We start from the raw sequence: 12966 nt of genomic DNA on the forward strand, positions 1-12966 counted from the left end.
GGTCTCCGCGAACGACTCGTCGTCCCCGTCGCCGTAGGCGTCGGCGGCGGCGGTCGGGTCGAACCCGGGAGGGGAGTCCTTGAGGGACAGCCCCATGTCGTGCAGCTTCTGCTTGACCTCTTCGATGGACTTGGCACCGAAGTTGCGGATGTCCAGCAGGTCCTGCTCGGAGCGGGCCACCAGCTCGCCCACCGAGTGGATGCCCTCGCGCTTGAGGCAGTTGTAGGAGCGGACCGTGAGGTTCAGCTCCTCGATCGGCAGGGCCAGATCGGCGGCCAGCGCGGCGTCCGTCGGGGACGGGCCCATGTCGATGCCCTCGGCCTCGACGTTCAGCTCGCGGGCGAGGCCGAACAGCTCGACGAGGGTCTTGCCGGCGGACGCGACGGCGTCGCGCGGCAGCATGCAGTGCTTGGTCTCGACGTCCAGGATCAGACGGTCGAAGTCGGTGCGCTGCTCGACACGGGTCGCCTCGACCTTGTAGGTGACCTTGAGCACCGGGGAGTAGATGGAGTCGATCGGGATCCGGCCGATCTCCTGCCCCGGCTGCTTGTTCTGGGTGGCGGAGACGTAGCCGCGGCCGCGCTCGACCGTCAGCTCCATCTCCAGCTTCGCCTTGCTGTTCAGCGTGGCGATCTTCAGGTCGGGGTTGTGCACCTCGACCCCGGCCGGCGGCGCGATGTCCGCGGCGGTGACGTCACCCGGGCCCTGCTTGCGCAGGTACATGACCACCGGCTCGTCGTGCTCGGAGGAGACGACCAGCTGCTTGAGGTTCAGGATGATGTCGGTCAGGTCCTCCTTGACGCCCGGCACGGTGGAGAACTCGTGCAGGACGCCCTCGACGCGGATGCTGGTGACAGCGGCGCCGGGGATGGAGGACAGGAGCGTGCGGCGGAGCGAGTTGCCGATGGTGTAGCCGAATCCCGGCTCCAGCGGCTCGATGACGAACCGGCTGCGGTACTCGTCCACCTGCTCTTCGGTGAGCGAAGGACGCTGGGCGATGAGCATGTGATGCTCGCTTTCTGTCGGGCCGCCCGCTATTTGACGGCCATGACATAACGGACATACCCCCGAAGAGGCCAGAAGCCTCTTCGGGGGTTGCAGAGCTCTACTTGGAGTAGAGCTCGACGATCAGCTGTTCCTGGACCTGCGTGTCGATCTGCTGACGGACGGGCAGGGAGTGCACCAGGATGCGCATCTTGTCGGAGACGATCTCGATCCAGGCCGGGACCTGGTGGGCCTCGGACTCGGCGCGGGCCACCACGAACGGCGTGAGGTCGGTGGACTTGCCGCGCACCTCGATGATGTCCTTCTCGGACACGAGGAACGACGGGATGTTCACGCGCTTGCCGTTCACCAGGATGTGGTTGTGGCGGATCGCCTGACGGGCGGCGTCACGGGACTTGGCGAAGCCGGCCCGGTAGACGACGTTGTCGAGGCGGCGCTCGAGCAGCGAGAGCAGGTTCTCACCCGTCTTGCCGCTCTTGCGGTTGGCCTCTTCGTAGTAGTTGCGGAACTGCTTCTCGAGCACGCCGTAGATACGGCGGGTCTTCTGCTTCTCCCGCAGCTGGAGCTGGTACTCGGACTCCTTGGTCCGACCGCGGCCGTGCTCACCCGGAGGGTAGGGCCGGCTCTCGATCGGGCACTTGGCGCCCAGGCACTTGCTGCCCTTGAGGAACAGCTTGGTCTTCTCGCGACGGCAGAGCTTGCAGTCGGGACCGGTGTAACGAGCCATGTTTCTTTATCTCCTCGGCCTCAGACCCGACGCCTCTTGGGCGGGCGGCAGCCGTTGTGCGGAACGGGGGTCACGTCCTGGATCGAGCCCACCTCGAGGCCGGTCGCCTGAAGCGAACGGATGGCGGTCTCGCGGCCCGAGCCCGGGCCCTTCACGAAGACGTCGACCTTGCGCATGCCGTGCTCCATGGCGCGGCGTGCGGCGCTCTCGGCAGCCTGCTGCGCGGCGTACGGGGTGGACTTGCGAGAGCCCTTGAAACCCACGTGACCGGAGGAGGCCCAGGCGATCACGTTCCCGTTGGGGTCGGTGATGGAGACGATGGTGTTGTTGAACGTGCTCTTGATGTGGGCGTGCCCGTGAGCGACGTTCTTCTTTTCCTTGCGGCGCAGCTTCTTCGGCGCGCCCTGGCGGCTCTTAGGAGGCATTGCTCTTCTTTACTCCAGAGGTCATCGGACCGGTGGCGGGCGGGATGAGAGATCCCGGCCGGTCTACTTCTTGCCGGCCTTCTTCTTGCCGGCCACGGTCTTCTTCTTGCCCTTGCGGGTACGCGCGTTGGTCTGCGTACGCTGACCGTGCACGGGAAGACCCTTGCGGTGCCGGATGCCCTGGTAGCACCCGATCTCGATCTTGCGGCGGATGTCGGCCTGCACCTCGCGGCGCAGGTCACCCTCGATCTTGAAGTTGGCGTCGATGTAGTCGCGCAGCGGAATCAGCTCGTCGTCCGTGAGCTGGTGCACCCGCAGGTCGCCGGAGACTCCGGTGGCCTTGAGGGTCTCCAGGGCACGGGTACGGCCGATGCCGAAGATGTAGGTCAGCGCGACCTCGAGGCGCTTTTCGCGCGGGAGGTCGACGCCAAGGAGACGTGCCATGTCGGGCAGTGTCCTTTCAGTCGGCGGAGGTCCTACCTGCCGCGGTCCCGTCCCTGCCCAGGTCGGGCCCCGGCCTCCGACCGGGGGTCACTCGTCCGTATCCCCGAGGGGACGTAACGAATTGCGGCATGTTGTCAGTTGTGACGGTGTTAACCGTGAAAAACGAGCCTCAGCCCTGACGCTGCTTGTGGCGCGGGTCCTGGCAGATCACCATGACGCGGCCGTGCCGGCGGATGACGCGGCACTTGGAGCAGATCTTCTTGACACTCGGCTTGACCTTCACTGGGTCTCCTAGCTTCGAGCAGGGTCATTCCCGCCTGCCACAGCGGAAAAGGCAACCCCAGCGGTTGATTGAGTCGTTACTTGTAGCGGTAGACGATCCGTCCCCGAGTGAGGTCGTAGGGAGAGAGCTCCACCACGACCCGGTCGTCCGGCAGGATCCGGATGTAGTGCATCCGCATCTTTCCGCTGATGTGCGCGAGGACCTTGTGCCCGTTGTCGAGTTCCACCTTGAACATGGCGTTCGGGAGGGACTCGATCACAACGCCCTCGATCTCGATGGCGCCTTCCTTCTTGGCCATGGCCTCCGCGCTTCGCTGATCGGTTTCGTCTGCCACCCCTGAAAAACCCGCACCCCGACACCATGCCGACGGATCGACGATGCCGGGAGAAGAGGCCTCTCAAGGCGTCCAGCCGCGCCTTCCGCCAGGTGGCGGGACGAGCGGTGGGATCCGCCATCGCGGCCCGAAACTCGTTCGGGTCACTTCGCTCAACGCGACCATGGCGATCCGACACTGGACCGAATGACGAGTCTACGCGACGACCCCTCCGATTGCGAAATCAGACAGGTACGGAGCGACGCGCCCAGCCCGACACCGCCCTTACCGGCTTTCACACCACGCCCGGGCGTTGTACGTTTCAACCATGGCGGCTTATGACTTCGAACTGGTCCTCAGCAGACCAGTGTTCGAGCATGAGCTCGATCCATTGTTCGAACGGACCCAAGGATACGTCACCGTCGCCTGCGTCCGGTCCGCCGCCGAGGTGACCGGGCCCGGCCAGGCCAGGTGCCACTGGGACGCCCCCTCCCTGGCCGCGGCGATGATCGAGGTCATCGTCCACGTGGAGACGGCCGTCCCGGGCGTCGTCATCCGGCGGGCCGAGGCCGATCCGGTGCTGGCGCTCAGGGAGATCGCCGAGCGGGTGGGCCGCACCTTCGAGTCGGTCCGGCTGGCGAGCACCGGCCAGCGCGGCCCCGGAGGCTTCCCGGCGCCCGAGACCCACCGGCTGTGGCGCTGGTCCAAGGTGGCGGCCTGGTACGGGGTCGAGGACCACGTCCTGGACGAGGCCGGCCCCACCACCCGGGCCGTCAACGGCTGGCTCGCCCTGCGCGAGGTCGTTCCGGAGCTGGCTCCCGATCCGCGCGCCCTGGTCGCCGCGCTCACCCGCGCGATCCGCGCCACCGCCTAGCCGAAGGCGCCGCGCTCCTCAGTCGTCGTGCGAGCCGGGCGTCCCGAACAGGGTCCTCGCCAGCAGCACCGCGCCCCAGGGACCGGCCACCCACAGGAACCAGGGGGTCGTCAGCCCGCCGCTGACCACGCAGCTGACCAGCCAGATGGTCATGGTGATCAGGCTGACCGTGCCCCAGGCGGCCCAGCCGGACCGCAGGCCCTGGTCGCGGTGCCGCAGCTCCCCCGGCGCCCGCACCGCGGGGACGGAGTCCCTGGCGGCCGGAAGCGGCAGGTCGTAGAGGTCCTGGGCGGGGAGGTCGGCGGTGAGCTGCTGCAGGCCGCCCATGGTCCTGGTCTCGTAGACCGCGTCCAGGCGCTCGTTCAGCTCCTCCTGGGTGAGGCGGCCCTGAGCGTAGTTCTCCCTCAGCAACTCCGCGTACTGGTCGCGATCGCGGTCGGACGCCCGCATCTCCGGGTTCTGCGGCATCCGTGCTCCCTCTCAGGTGATCCGTCCGTCAGAGCAATGGTGCGATGCGTTCCCGCCATCCTTCAAGTGCCGTCAGCACCTGAGGACCCTCCGGGGTGATCGCCACCGTGTGCTCGAAGTGCGCCGAGGGGCTGCCGTCGACCGTGACGACCGTCCAGCCGTCCTCGAGTTCGTGGGTGCCCGGCTCGCCGAGATTGATCATCGGCTCGATCGCGAACACCATGCCGGGGCCCAGCTTCAGCCCGCCGCCGCGGCGGCCCACGTTCGGGATGAAGGGCTCCATGTGCATCTCGGTGCCGATGCCGTGTCCCCCGTAGCCCTCGACGATGCCGTAGGGGCCCTGAGAGCTCACGTAGGACTGCACCGCGTGTCCGATGTCCCCGAGGTTCCCGCCGACCTGACAGGCCGCCAGGCCCCGCCACAGGGACTCCTCGGTGACCTCCAGCAGCTTCACCACGTCCGGGGCGGCCTCGCCCACCGGGACCGTGACGGCGGCGTCGCCGTGCCAGCCGTCCACGATCGCGCCGCAGTCGATCGAGACGATGTCGCCGGCCTCGAGTACGCGGTCATCGCGGGGGATGCAGTGGACGATCTCCTCGTTGACCGAGGTGCACAGGGTGGCCGGGAAGGGGGTGATCGGACCTGGTACGCCGATGAAGGATGGGATGCCGCCGTTGCCGCGGATGTTGTCCTCGGCCAGCCGGTCCAGTTCCTTGGTGGTGACACCCGGCTTGACAGCCGCGGCCACCAGCGCCAGGGTCTCGCCGACCAGCCGGCCGGCGACCCGCATGAGCTCGATCTGCTCAGGCGTCTTCACCTGGATACGCATCCGCCTTCTGAACACCCGTCCCCCCTCTGCCTGTCTTACTACTCCGGACGGAGCGCGGAGAGAGCACGCCCGGTGACCTCGTCCACCGTTCCGGTGGCTCCGATCCCCACGAGAATGCCCTCCTTCTCGTAGAACTCCACGAGAGGCTCGGTCTGTTCCTTGTAGACCTCGAGACGGTGCCGGACGACCTCTTCCTTGTCGTCGTCCCGCTGGAAGAGCTGACCGCCGCAGTCGTCGCAGACGTCGTCCCGGCCCTCGTCGAAGTCGACGTGCCAGATCCGGCCGCACTGGCCGCAGGTCCGCCGGCCCGACAGCCGGCGCACGACCTCTTCCTCGTCCACGACGAGCTCCAGGACCTTGTCCAGGCCCTGGCCGTTCTCGGCCAGAATCTCGCGCAGCGTCTCCGCCTGGGGGACGTTGCGCGGGAATCCGTCGAGCAGGAAGCCGCCCGCGGCGTCCGGCTGCGCGATCCGGTCCCGGACCATGGCGACGGTGACGGTGTCCGGCACCAGGTCGCCCTTGTCCATGTACTGCTTGGCGAGGACGCCGAGCTCGGTTCCGCCGCTCACGTTGGCGCGGAAGATGTCACCTGTCGATATCTTCGGGATCGACAGATGGGATGCGATGAACTGGGCCTGAGTTCCCTTGCCCGCTCCCGGGGGGCCCACCAGCACGATGCGCACTAGCGGAGGAATCCTTCGTAACTACGCTGCTGGAGCTGCGATTCGATCTGCTTCACGGTGTCCAACCCAACGCCGACGATGATCAGGATGCTGGTGCCACCGAAGGGGAAGTCGTTCGCGGCGTCGATGAGTGCGAACGCCACCATCGGGATGAGGGCGACCAGTCCCAGGTAGAGCGCGCCAGGGGCGGTGATACGGGTGAGCACGTAGTCGAGGTACTCAGCCGTGGGCCGCCCCGGACGGATACCGGGGATGAAACCACCGTACTTCTTCATGTTGTCGGCGACTTCAGTGGGGTTGAAGGTGATGGCCACATAGAAGTACGTGAAGAAGATGATCAGGCCGAAGGTGACCGCCATGTTGACCGGGTTGTCCTGCTGCATGTACTTGAGCACGTACTTCGCGAGGAACTCGTTGTTCGGCCAGAGCTGACCCGCCAGCTGGGGCAGGTACAGGAGCGAGGAGGCGAAGATCACAGGGATGATGCCGGCCTGGTTGACCTTCAGCGGGATGTAGGTCGAGGTCCCGCCGTACATCCGGCGGCCGACCATCCGCTTGGCGTACTGCACCGGGATGCGCCGCTGCGCCTGCTCGACGAACACGACCGAGGCGACGATCGCCAGACCCACCAGGATCACGATCGTGAAGATGAAGCCGCCCTTGGTGCGGAAGATGTTCGCGAACTGCTGCGGGAACGTCGCGACGACCTGGGTGAAGATCATGATCGACATGCCGTTGCCGATGCCGCGGTCGGTGATGAGCTCGCCCAGCCACATGATCACGGCGGTGCCGGCGGTCATCACGATCACCATCGTGATGATGGTGAACAGGTTCGTGTTGTAGAGCAGGTCGCCGCCGCTCTGGTCCTGGAACAGGTTGCCGGTAGCGGCCATGGCCACGATGCCGGTCGACTGCAGGATCGCCAGCCCGATGGTGAGGTACCGGGTGTACTGCGTGATCTTCGTGGTGCCGGCCTGGCCCTCCTTCTTGAGGGCCTCCAGCCTGGGGATCACCACGGTGAGCAGCTGAAGGATGATGCTCGCGGTGATGTAGGGCATGATGCCCAGCGCGAACACCGAGAGCTTGAGCAGCGCGCCACCGCTGAACAGGTTGATCAGGGAGTACAGGTTCTTGTTGCTCCCGCTCTCCGCGGCGTCCAGAGCGGCCTTGACCGCGCCGACATCCACGCCCGGCGTCGGGAGCAGCGACCCGATGCGGAAGATGAGGATGATGAAGAGCGTAAAGAGTATCTTCTTGCGCAGGTCGGGCGTCTTAAATGCCCTAGCGACAGCGGTGAGCACCATTCCTCCTGCGCGTTTCTACCTGGTCAGACACCATGGGACCGAAGCCTTACGATGACGCGGCTCACAGTCTGAGCCCGTCGAATGCTAACAGCAGACGAAGCCGGGGCTGACCCTCCAACGTTGGACGGCCAGCCCCGGTTCCGCATGAATCAGATCTGCTCGACGGACCCGCCGGCAGCGATGATCTTCTCCTGGGCGGAGCCGGAGAAGGCGTTGACCTTCACCTGAACCGCCACGGAGATCTCACCGGTGCCGAGGATCTTGACCGGACGGCCGGAGCGCACCGCGCCCTTGGCCGCCAGGTCCTCGGCGGTGACCTCTCCACCCGAGGGGTAGAGCTCGGCCAGCTTGTCCAGGTTGACCACCTGGAACTCGACCCGGTTCGGGTTCTTGAAGCCCTTGAGCTTCGGAACCCGGCGGATCAGCGGCATCTGGCCGCCCTCGAAACCGACCGGCACGGTGTTGCGGGCCTTGGTGCCCTTGGTACCGCGACCGGAGGTCTTGCCCTTGGACGCCTCACCGCGACCCTTGCGGGTCTTCTTCTTGTTGGCGCCGGGAGCCGGCTTGAGGTCGTGGACCTTCAGAGCCTCGCTCATGATTCGACCTCCTCCACCTTCACGAGGTGGGCAACGGTGCGGATCAGGCCGATGACCTCGGGCTTGTCCTCACGAACGACGCTCTGGCCGATCTTCTTGAGGCCCAGGGTCCGCAGCGAGTCCCGCTGGTTCTGCTTCTCGCTGATCACAGACTTGGTCTGCGTGATCTTCAGCTGGGTCATGACGTCACCTCGGCCTTCGAGGCCTCCAGACCGGCGGCACGGGCCCGCAGCATGGCGGCGGGGGCGACGTCCTCGATCGGCAGGCCGCGCTTGGCCGCGATCTCCTCCGGACGCTTCAGCTGCTTGAGCGCCGTCACCGTCGCGTGGACGATGTTGATGGCGTTCGAGGAGCCGAGCGACTTGGACAGGACGTCGTGGACGCCGGCGCACTCCAGGACGGCGCGCACCGGGCCACCGGCGATGACACCGGTACCGGGGCTGGCCGGCTTGAGCAGCACGACGCCCGCGGCGGCCTCACCCTGGGTGAGGTGCGGGATGGTGCCCTGGATCCTGGGGACCTTGAAGAAGTTCTTCTTGGCCTCTTCGACGCCCTTGGCGATCGCTGCCGGAACTTCCTTCGCCTTGCCGTAACCGACGCCGACGGTGCCGTTGCCGTCGCCCACGATCACCAGGGCGGTGAAGCTGAAGCGACGACCACCCTTCACGACCTTGGCGACGCGGTTGATCGCGACGACGCGCTCGATGTACGACGTGCCCTTGTCGGCGCCACCGCGGCGGTCATCACGGCGTCCGTCACGGCCGCCCTGACGACGCTCGCCGCCCTGGCCGCCTCCGCGACTGGGAGCAGCTGCCATTAGTGGTTCCTCTTCTCAGACGTGATCGTGGGGGTCACAGTGCGAGACCCCCTTCGCGAGCGCCGTCCGCGACGGCGGCGACGCGGCCGTGGTACTTGTTGCCCGCGCGGTCGAAGACGACGGCCTCGACGCCGGCGGCCTTGGCCCGCTCGGCGACCAGCTTGCCGACTTCCTTCGACTTCGCGGTCTTGTCACCCTCGGCGCCACGCAGCGTGGCCTCCATGGTCGAGGCGGACGCGACCGTCTTGCCGACGGTGTCGTCCACGACCTGGACGAAGACGTGCTTGGTGGAACGGGTCACGATGAGCCGCGGGCGCGTAGCCGTGCCGACGACCTTCTTGCGGACCCGAAGGTGACGACGCTTGCGGGAGGAGGCCCGCTTGCTCGTTCCCTTCCGGAACAGGCCCTTGGTGCCAGCCATGACTACTTACCAGCCTTTCCGACCTTGCGGCGGATCTGCTCACCCTGGTACCGCACACCCTTGCCCTTGTACGGGTCGGGCTTGCGCAGCTTGCGGATGTTGGCAGAGATCTCGCCGACCTGCTGCTTGTCGATGCCCTCGACCTTGAACAGGGTCGGCTTCTCCACCGTGAAGGTGATGCCCTCGGGGGCCTTCACCAGGATCGGGTGGCTGTAGCCGAGGGAGAACTCGAGGTCCCTGCCCTTGGCCACGACGCGGTAGCCGACGCCCTGGATCTCGAGGGTCTTGACGTAACCCTGGGTCACCCCGACGATCATGTTGAAGATCAGGGTGCGGCTCAGGCCGTGGAGGCCGCGAACCGTGTTGATGTCGTTGGGACGGGTGACCGTGATCACTCCGTCGCTGAGCTCGGCCTTGATCGGCTCGGCGATCCTGTGCTCGAGCGTGCCCTTCGAGCCCTTGACCGTGACCAGCTGGCCATCGATCTTGACCTCGACTCCGCCGGGAACGGAGATCGGCAGACGTCCAATGCGTGACATTGTCTGTTTCTCCTTCCGTTACCAGACGTAGGCGAGGACTTCGCCGCCCACGCCGCGCTTGCCCGCCTGCTTGTCGGTCATCAGGCCGGAGGACGTCGAGATGATCGCGACGCCCAGTCCGCCCAGGACCTTCGGCAGGTTGTCCTTCTTCGCGTACACCCGGAGACCGGGCTTGGAGACGCGCTTGATGCCGGCGATGGAGCGCTCGCGGGTCGGCCCGAACTTCAGGTCGATCACGAGCTTCTTGCCGACTTCGGCATCCTCCACGTGCCATCCCGAGATGTAGCCCTCCTGCTGGAGGATCTCGGAGATGTGCGCCTTGATCTTCGAGTACGGCATCGCCACGGCGTCGTGGTATGCCGAGTTCGCGTTACGCAGACGCGTGAGCATGTCTGCGATCGGGTCGGTCATCGTCATGGCCTGCTGGCCCTCCCTCACTGCGGTTTCCAGCTGCCCCGGCCTCTTCGCGAAGAGACATCGGGACCCTACGGACCTACAGCGTGGTCATGGGCGCCATCTGAAATCGGGCGCCCGGTCTGTTGTACGTACGGTACGCGATCCGCACCGCGGCCGCCGAATCGGCGGCCGCCGTGCGTGATCTGCGTTCTTACTACCAGCTCGACTTGGTGATGCCGGGCAGCTCGCCCCGGTGCGCCATCTCACGGAAGCAGACACGGCACAGGCCGAACTTCCGGTAGACGGAGTGCGGGCGGCCGCAGCGGGAGCAGCGGGTGTAACCGCGCACCTTGAACTTCGGCTTGCGAGCAGCCTTGGCGATCAGAGCGGTCTTCGCCATATCTCAGGCCTCCTTGAACGGGAAGCCGAGGAGCTTAAGGAGCGCCCGGCCCTCTTCGTCATTCGTGGCGGTCGTCACGACGGTGATGTCCATGCCGCGCTGCCGGTCGACCTTGTCGACGTCGACCTCGTGGAACATGACCTGCTCGGTCAGACCGAAGGTGTAGTTGCCGTTGCCGTCGAACTGCTTGGGCGACAGGCCGCGGAAGTCACGGATCCGCGGCAGCGCCAGGCTCAGCAGCCGGTCCAGGAACTCCCACATGCGGTCGCCGCGCAGCGTGACGTGCGCGCCGATCGGCATGCCCTCACGCAGCTTGAACTGCGCGATGGACTTCTTGGCCCGCGCCACGGCCGGCTTCTGGCCGGTGATGGCGGTCAGGTCCTTGACGGCGCCTTCGATCAGCTTGGCGTCGCGGGCGGCCTCGCCCACACCCATGTTCACGACGATCTTGGTCAGGCCGGGGATCTGCATGACGTTCGAGTAGCCGAACTGCTCCTGCATGCCCTGCTTGATCTCTTCGCGGTACCGCAGCTTGAGCCGCGGCTGCGGGATCTCGACGGAAGTCTCGGTCATGATCAGATCTCCTTGCCGGTGCGACGCGAGATCCGGACCTTCTTGCCGTCTTCGTCGATGCGGTAGCCCACGCGAGCCGGCTTGCCGTCCTCGGCCAGCGCGACGTTGCTCACGTGCAGCGGCGCCTCGACGGTGACGATCCCGCCGCCCTTGCCCTGGGCGTCCACCTTGGTGTTCTTCTTGATGAGGTTGGCACCCTCGACCGTGACGCGCTCGCGCTTCAGGTCGACGGCGATGACCTTGCCGGTGGCGCCCTTGGACTTACCGGCGATGATGACGACCTCGTCGCCCTTCTTGATCTTCATTACAGCACCTCCGGCGCGAGCGAGACGATGCGCATGAACTTCTTGTCGCGCAGCTCGCGGCCGACCGGGCCGAAGATGCGGGTACCGCGCGGGTCCCCGCCGTCCTTGATGAGCACGGCCGCGTTCTCGTCGAAACGAATGTAGGAACCGTCGGGACGACGGACTTCCTTACGCGTACGGACGACGACGGCCTTGACCACGTCGCCCTTCTTCACACCGGCCGCGGGAAGGGCGTCCTTCACCGTGGCGACGATGATGTCGCCGATGCCCGCATAGCGCCGACCAGAGCCACCGAGAACACGGATGCAAAGGATCTCCTTCGCACCAGTGTTGTCGGCGACCTTGAGTCGCGACTCCTGCTGGATCACTTCTAACTCCTGTGGGTTCTCACCGGTTCTCCACCCAGCGGTGGAGCCTGGTGGATTTGCCCCCGGGCCTGGCCCGGGAGGGAGTGCGGGGGGCGGAACGTGCCCCCCGCAGTCTCCAGTTCTTGTGGCCGGTTGTTACTTGGCCTTCTCGAGGATCTCGATGACGCGCCAGCGCTTGGTGGCCGACAGCGGACGGGTCTCCATCAGGCGAACCCGGTCGCCGACGCCACACGTGTTGGCCTCGTCGTGAGCCTTGTACTTGGTGGTACGGCGGATGATCTTGCCGTACAGGCGGTGCTTGACGCGGTCCTCGACGGCGACGACGACGGTCTTGTCCATCTTGTCGCTGACGACCAGGCCCTCACGGACCTTCCGGTTGCCCCGCACCTCGGTGCTCTCGGTGGTCTCGCTCACTTCTCGTCCTCCTCGGCAACGGTGACGATGCCGAGCTCTCGCTCCCGCATCACGGTGTAGATGCGGGCGATCTCACGCTTGACCGTCCGCAGCCGCCCGTGGTTCTCCAGCTGACCGGTAGCCGCCTGGAACCGGAGGTTGAAAAGCTCCTCCTTGAATTCCTTCAGCTTGGTCACCAGCTCGTCTTCGGGCTGGGTGCGCAGGTCGTCGACGGTCTTGATCGCCATTACTCGCCCACCTCCCTCTTCACGATCCGGCACTTCATGGGCAGCTTGTGGATGGCGCGGGTGAGCGCCTCACGAGCGATTTCTTCGTTCGGGTAGGACAGCTCGAACATCACCCGACCGGGCTTGACGTTCGCGATCCACCACTCGGGGGAACCCTTACCGGAACCCATGCGGGTCTCGGCGGGCTTCTTGGTCAGCGGGCGGTCCGGGAAGATGTTGATCCAGACCTTGCCGCCACGCTTGATGTGACGCGTCATGGCGATACGGGCGGACTCGATCTGCCGGTTGGTCACGTAGTGACCCTCGACAGCCTGGATGCCGTACTCGCCGAAGGTCACCTTCGTACCGCCCTTGGCCATTCCACGGCGCTTCGGGTGGTGCTGCTTACGGTGCTTGACCCTGCGAGGGATCAGCATTGAATTCAGCTCCCCTCAGGCGCCTGGGTCGCCTCGGGGGCGGCCGGCGCGGTGTTCTCTGCGTTCTGCTGACGGGGGGCGCGCTCGCCACCGCCACGGCGGGCACCGCCGCGGTTCGGACGCTCGCCGCCGCCACCCC

The 12966-nt window shown here is 66.2% G+C and carries 24 protein-coding genes; 1 reads left to right on the forward strand and 23 read right to left on the reverse strand.

The genetic code is table 11. The features are described from left to right. The 6 genes from ABD327_RS12620 to infA all read right to left on the reverse strand — a co-directional run. Positions 1 to 1005 (reverse strand): DNA-directed RNA polymerase subunit alpha (locus ABD327_RS12620; RefSeq protein WP_344450511.1); only part of this gene is annotated, 1005 nt, incomplete at its 3' end. A gap of 100 nt (positions 1006 to 1105) precedes the next feature. Then, the gene (rpsD, locus tag ABD327_RS12625) at positions 1106 to 1732 is read right to left on the reverse strand and encodes a 30S ribosomal protein S4 (RefSeq protein WP_344450512.1); all 627 of its coding nucleotides are present in this window, start codon (positions 1730 to 1732) and stop codon (positions 1106 to 1108) included. A gap of 20 nt (positions 1733 to 1752) precedes the next feature. Beyond that, positions 1753 to 2157 carry a 30S ribosomal protein S11 gene (gene rpsK, locus ABD327_RS12630; RefSeq protein WP_123670007.1) on the reverse strand — a complete coding sequence of 135 codons (405 nt, stop codon included), beginning with the start codon at positions 2155 to 2157 and terminating at the stop codon, positions 1753 to 1755. Between the two features lie 63 nt (positions 2158 to 2220). Further along, complete coding sequence (rpsM, locus tag ABD327_RS12635; RefSeq protein WP_344450513.1) at positions 2221 to 2601, reverse strand: 30S ribosomal protein S13; 381 nt, start codon at positions 2599 to 2601, stop codon at positions 2221 to 2223. Positions 2602 to 2770: 169 nt separating this feature from the next. After that, positions 2771 to 2884: a 50S ribosomal protein L36 gene (gene rpmJ, locus ABD327_RS12640; RefSeq protein ID WP_106402415.1), complete on the reverse strand. Its 114-nt coding sequence runs from the start codon at positions 2882 to 2884 to the stop codon at positions 2771 to 2773. A 76-nt stretch (positions 2885 to 2960) separates the two neighbouring features. Continuing rightward, positions 2961 to 3182 (reverse strand): translation initiation factor IF-1, encoded by a 222-nt coding sequence (gene infA / locus ABD327_RS12645; protein ID WP_106402414.1) that lies wholly within the window; start codon positions 3180 to 3182, stop codon positions 2961 to 2963. 343 nt (positions 3183 to 3525) lie between these two features. Between infA and ABD327_RS12650 the strand changes: the two genes are divergently transcribed. Then, positions 3526 to 4071 (forward strand): hypothetical protein, encoded by a 546-nt coding sequence (locus ABD327_RS12650; RefSeq protein WP_344450514.1) that lies wholly within the window; start codon positions 3526 to 3528, stop codon positions 4069 to 4071. 18 nt (positions 4072 to 4089) lie between these two features. Here ABD327_RS12650 and ABD327_RS12655 read toward each other — a convergent pair whose 3' ends face one another. The 17 genes from ABD327_RS12655 to rplP form a co-directional block, all read right to left on the reverse strand. Further along, complete coding sequence (locus ABD327_RS12655) at positions 4090 to 4539, reverse strand: DUF1707 SHOCT-like domain-containing protein (RefSeq protein WP_344450515.1); 450 nt, start codon at positions 4537 to 4539, stop codon at positions 4090 to 4092. A 28-nt stretch (positions 4540 to 4567) separates the two neighbouring features. Then, complete coding sequence (gene map / locus ABD327_RS12660) at positions 4568 to 5368, reverse strand: type I methionyl aminopeptidase (RefSeq protein WP_344450516.1); 801 nt, start codon at positions 5366 to 5368, stop codon at positions 4568 to 4570. Between the two features lie 38 nt (positions 5369 to 5406). Next, positions 5407 to 6051 carry an adenylate kinase gene (locus ABD327_RS12665; protein WP_344450517.1) on the reverse strand — a complete coding sequence of 215 codons (645 nt, stop codon included), beginning with the start codon at positions 6049 to 6051 and terminating at the stop codon, positions 5407 to 5409. Beyond that, entirely contained in the window at positions 6051 to 7352 is a 1302-nt protein-coding gene (gene secY / locus ABD327_RS12670; protein ID WP_344450534.1) for a preprotein translocase subunit SecY, read from the reverse strand. Before secY ends, ABD327_RS12665 begins: the two co-directional genes overlap by 1 nt. 152 nt (positions 7353 to 7504) lie before the next feature. After that, positions 7505 to 7951: a 50S ribosomal protein L15 gene (rplO, locus tag ABD327_RS12675; RefSeq protein WP_344450518.1), complete on the reverse strand. Its 447-nt coding sequence runs from the start codon at positions 7949 to 7951 to the stop codon at positions 7505 to 7507. Beyond that, a complete protein-coding gene (gene rpmD / locus ABD327_RS12680; RefSeq protein WP_344450519.1) occupies positions 7948 to 8133 on the reverse strand; it encodes a 50S ribosomal protein L30 in 186 nt (61 codons plus the stop codon). The genes rplO and rpmD overlap by 4 nt, the downstream gene beginning before the upstream one ends. Continuing rightward, positions 8130 to 8768, reverse strand: a complete 639-nt coding sequence (gene rpsE / locus ABD327_RS12685; RefSeq protein WP_344450520.1) for a 30S ribosomal protein S5 — start codon at positions 8766 to 8768, stop codon at positions 8130 to 8132. The genes rpmD and rpsE overlap by 4 nt, the downstream gene beginning before the upstream one ends. 34 nt (positions 8769 to 8802) lie before the next feature. Further along, positions 8803 to 9189, reverse strand: coding sequence for a 50S ribosomal protein L18 (gene rplR, locus ABD327_RS12690; protein ID WP_344450521.1), 387 nt, complete (start codon positions 9187 to 9189; stop codon positions 8803 to 8805). A gap of 2 nt (positions 9190 to 9191) precedes the next feature. After that, the gene (rplF, locus tag ABD327_RS12695) at positions 9192 to 9728 is read right to left on the reverse strand and encodes a 50S ribosomal protein L6 (RefSeq protein WP_344450522.1); all 537 of its coding nucleotides are present in this window, start codon (positions 9726 to 9728) and stop codon (positions 9192 to 9194) included. An 18-nt stretch (positions 9729 to 9746) separates the two neighbouring features. Next, positions 9747 to 10145, reverse strand: coding sequence for a 30S ribosomal protein S8 (gene rpsH / locus ABD327_RS12700; RefSeq protein WP_344450523.1), 399 nt, complete (start codon positions 10143 to 10145; stop codon positions 9747 to 9749). A gap of 193 nt (positions 10146 to 10338) precedes the next feature. Next, entirely contained in the window at positions 10339 to 10524 is a 186-nt protein-coding gene (locus ABD327_RS12705; protein ID WP_106402403.1) for a type Z 30S ribosomal protein S14, read from the reverse strand. 3 nt (positions 10525 to 10527) lie between these two features. Next, positions 10528 to 11097, reverse strand: coding sequence for a 50S ribosomal protein L5 (rplE, locus tag ABD327_RS12710; protein ID WP_344450524.1), 570 nt, complete (start codon positions 11095 to 11097; stop codon positions 10528 to 10530). 2 nt (positions 11098 to 11099) lie between these two features. Further along, positions 11100 to 11402, reverse strand: a complete 303-nt coding sequence (gene rplX, locus ABD327_RS12715; protein WP_344450525.1) for a 50S ribosomal protein L24 — start codon at positions 11400 to 11402, stop codon at positions 11100 to 11102. Further along, on the reverse strand, positions 11402 to 11770 hold the full coding sequence (gene rplN / locus ABD327_RS12720; RefSeq protein WP_106402400.1) for a 50S ribosomal protein L14: 369 nt from the start codon (positions 11768 to 11770) through the stop codon (positions 11402 to 11404). Before rplN ends, rplX begins: the two co-directional genes overlap by 1 nt. Before the next feature lie 135 nt (positions 11771 to 11905). Beyond that, positions 11906 to 12184: a 30S ribosomal protein S17 gene (gene rpsQ, locus ABD327_RS12725; RefSeq protein WP_344450526.1), complete on the reverse strand. Its 279-nt coding sequence runs from the start codon at positions 12182 to 12184 to the stop codon at positions 11906 to 11908. Continuing rightward, complete coding sequence (gene rpmC / locus ABD327_RS12730) at positions 12181 to 12411, reverse strand: 50S ribosomal protein L29 (RefSeq protein ID WP_344450527.1); 231 nt, start codon at positions 12409 to 12411, stop codon at positions 12181 to 12183. The genes rpsQ and rpmC overlap by 4 nt, the downstream gene beginning before the upstream one ends. Continuing rightward, positions 12411 to 12827: a 50S ribosomal protein L16 gene (gene rplP / locus ABD327_RS12735; RefSeq protein WP_106402397.1), complete on the reverse strand. Its 417-nt coding sequence runs from the start codon at positions 12825 to 12827 to the stop codon at positions 12411 to 12413. The genes rpmC and rplP overlap by 1 nt, the downstream gene beginning before the upstream one ends. Between the last annotated feature and the right edge of the window lie 139 nt (positions 12828 to 12966).

The sequence above is a fragment of the Actinocorallia aurantiaca genome (assembly GCF_039533685.1).
Taxonomy (GTDB): domain Bacteria; phylum Actinomycetota; class Actinomycetes; order Streptosporangiales; family Streptosporangiaceae; genus Actinocorallia; species Actinocorallia aurantiaca.

Bases quoted from the DNA above. Each gene is read 5' to 3' on its own strand.
- rpsH (WP_344450523.1), bottom strand. From the start codon at position 10,145: ATGACGATGACCGACCCGATCGCAGACATGCTCACGCGTCTGCGTAAC.
- rplE (WP_344450524.1), bottom strand. From the start codon at position 11,097: ATGACCGAGACTTCCGTCGAGATCCCGCAGCCGCGGCTCAAGCTGCGG.
- rplF (WP_344450522.1), bottom strand. From the start codon at position 9,728: ATGTCACGCATTGGACGTCTGCCGATCTCCGTTCCCGGCGGAGTCGAG.
- ABD327_RS12705 (WP_106402403.1), bottom strand. From the start codon at position 10,524: ATGGCGAAGACCGCTCTGATCGCCAAGGCTGCTCGCAAGCCGAAGTTC.
- ABD327_RS12655 (WP_344450515.1), bottom strand. From the start codon at position 4,539: ATGCCGCAGAACCCGGAGATGCGGGCGTCCGACCGCGATCGCGACCAG.
- rpsD (WP_344450512.1), bottom strand. From the start codon at position 1,732: ATGGCTCGTTACACCGGTCCCGACTGCAAGCTCTGCCGTCGCGAGAAG.
- rpmC (WP_344450527.1), bottom strand. From the start codon at position 12,411: ATGGCGATCAAGACCGTCGACGACCTGCGCACCCAGCCCGAAGACGAG.
- rplX (WP_344450525.1), bottom strand. From the start codon at position 11,402: ATGAAGATCAAGAAGGGCGACGAGGTCGTCATCATCGCCGGTAAGTCC.
- ABD327_RS12650 (WP_344450514.1), top strand. From the start codon at position 3,526: ATGGCGGCTTATGACTTCGAACTGGTCCTCAGCAGACCAGTGTTCGAG.
- rplR (WP_344450521.1), bottom strand. From the start codon at position 9,189: ATGGCTGGCACCAAGGGCCTGTTCCGGAAGGGAACGAGCAAGCGGGCC.
- rplP (WP_106402397.1), bottom strand. From the start codon at position 12,827: ATGCTGATCCCTCGCAGGGTCAAGCACCGTAAGCAGCACCACCCGAAG.
- infA (WP_106402414.1), bottom strand. From the start codon at position 3,182: ATGGCCAAGAAGGAAGGCGCCATCGAGATCGAGGGCGTTGTGATCGAG.
- rpmD (WP_344450519.1), bottom strand. From the start codon at position 8,133: ATGACCCAGCTGAAGATCACGCAGACCAAGTCTGTGATCAGCGAGAAG.
- map (WP_344450516.1), bottom strand. From the start codon at position 5,368: ATGCGTATCCAGGTGAAGACGCCTGAGCAGATCGAGCTCATGCGGGTC.
- rpsE (WP_344450520.1), bottom strand. From the start codon at position 8,768: ATGGCAGCTGCTCCCAGTCGCGGAGGCGGCCAGGGCGGCGAGCGTCGT.
- rpsM (WP_344450513.1), bottom strand. From the start codon at position 2,601: ATGGCACGTCTCCTTGGCGTCGACCTCCCGCGCGAAAAGCGCCTCGAG.
- rpsK (WP_123670007.1), bottom strand. From the start codon at position 2,157: ATGCCTCCTAAGAGCCGCCAGGGCGCGCCGAAGAAGCTGCGCCGCAAG.
- rplO (WP_344450518.1), bottom strand. From the start codon at position 7,951: ATGAGCGAGGCTCTGAAGGTCCACGACCTCAAGCCGGCTCCCGGCGCC.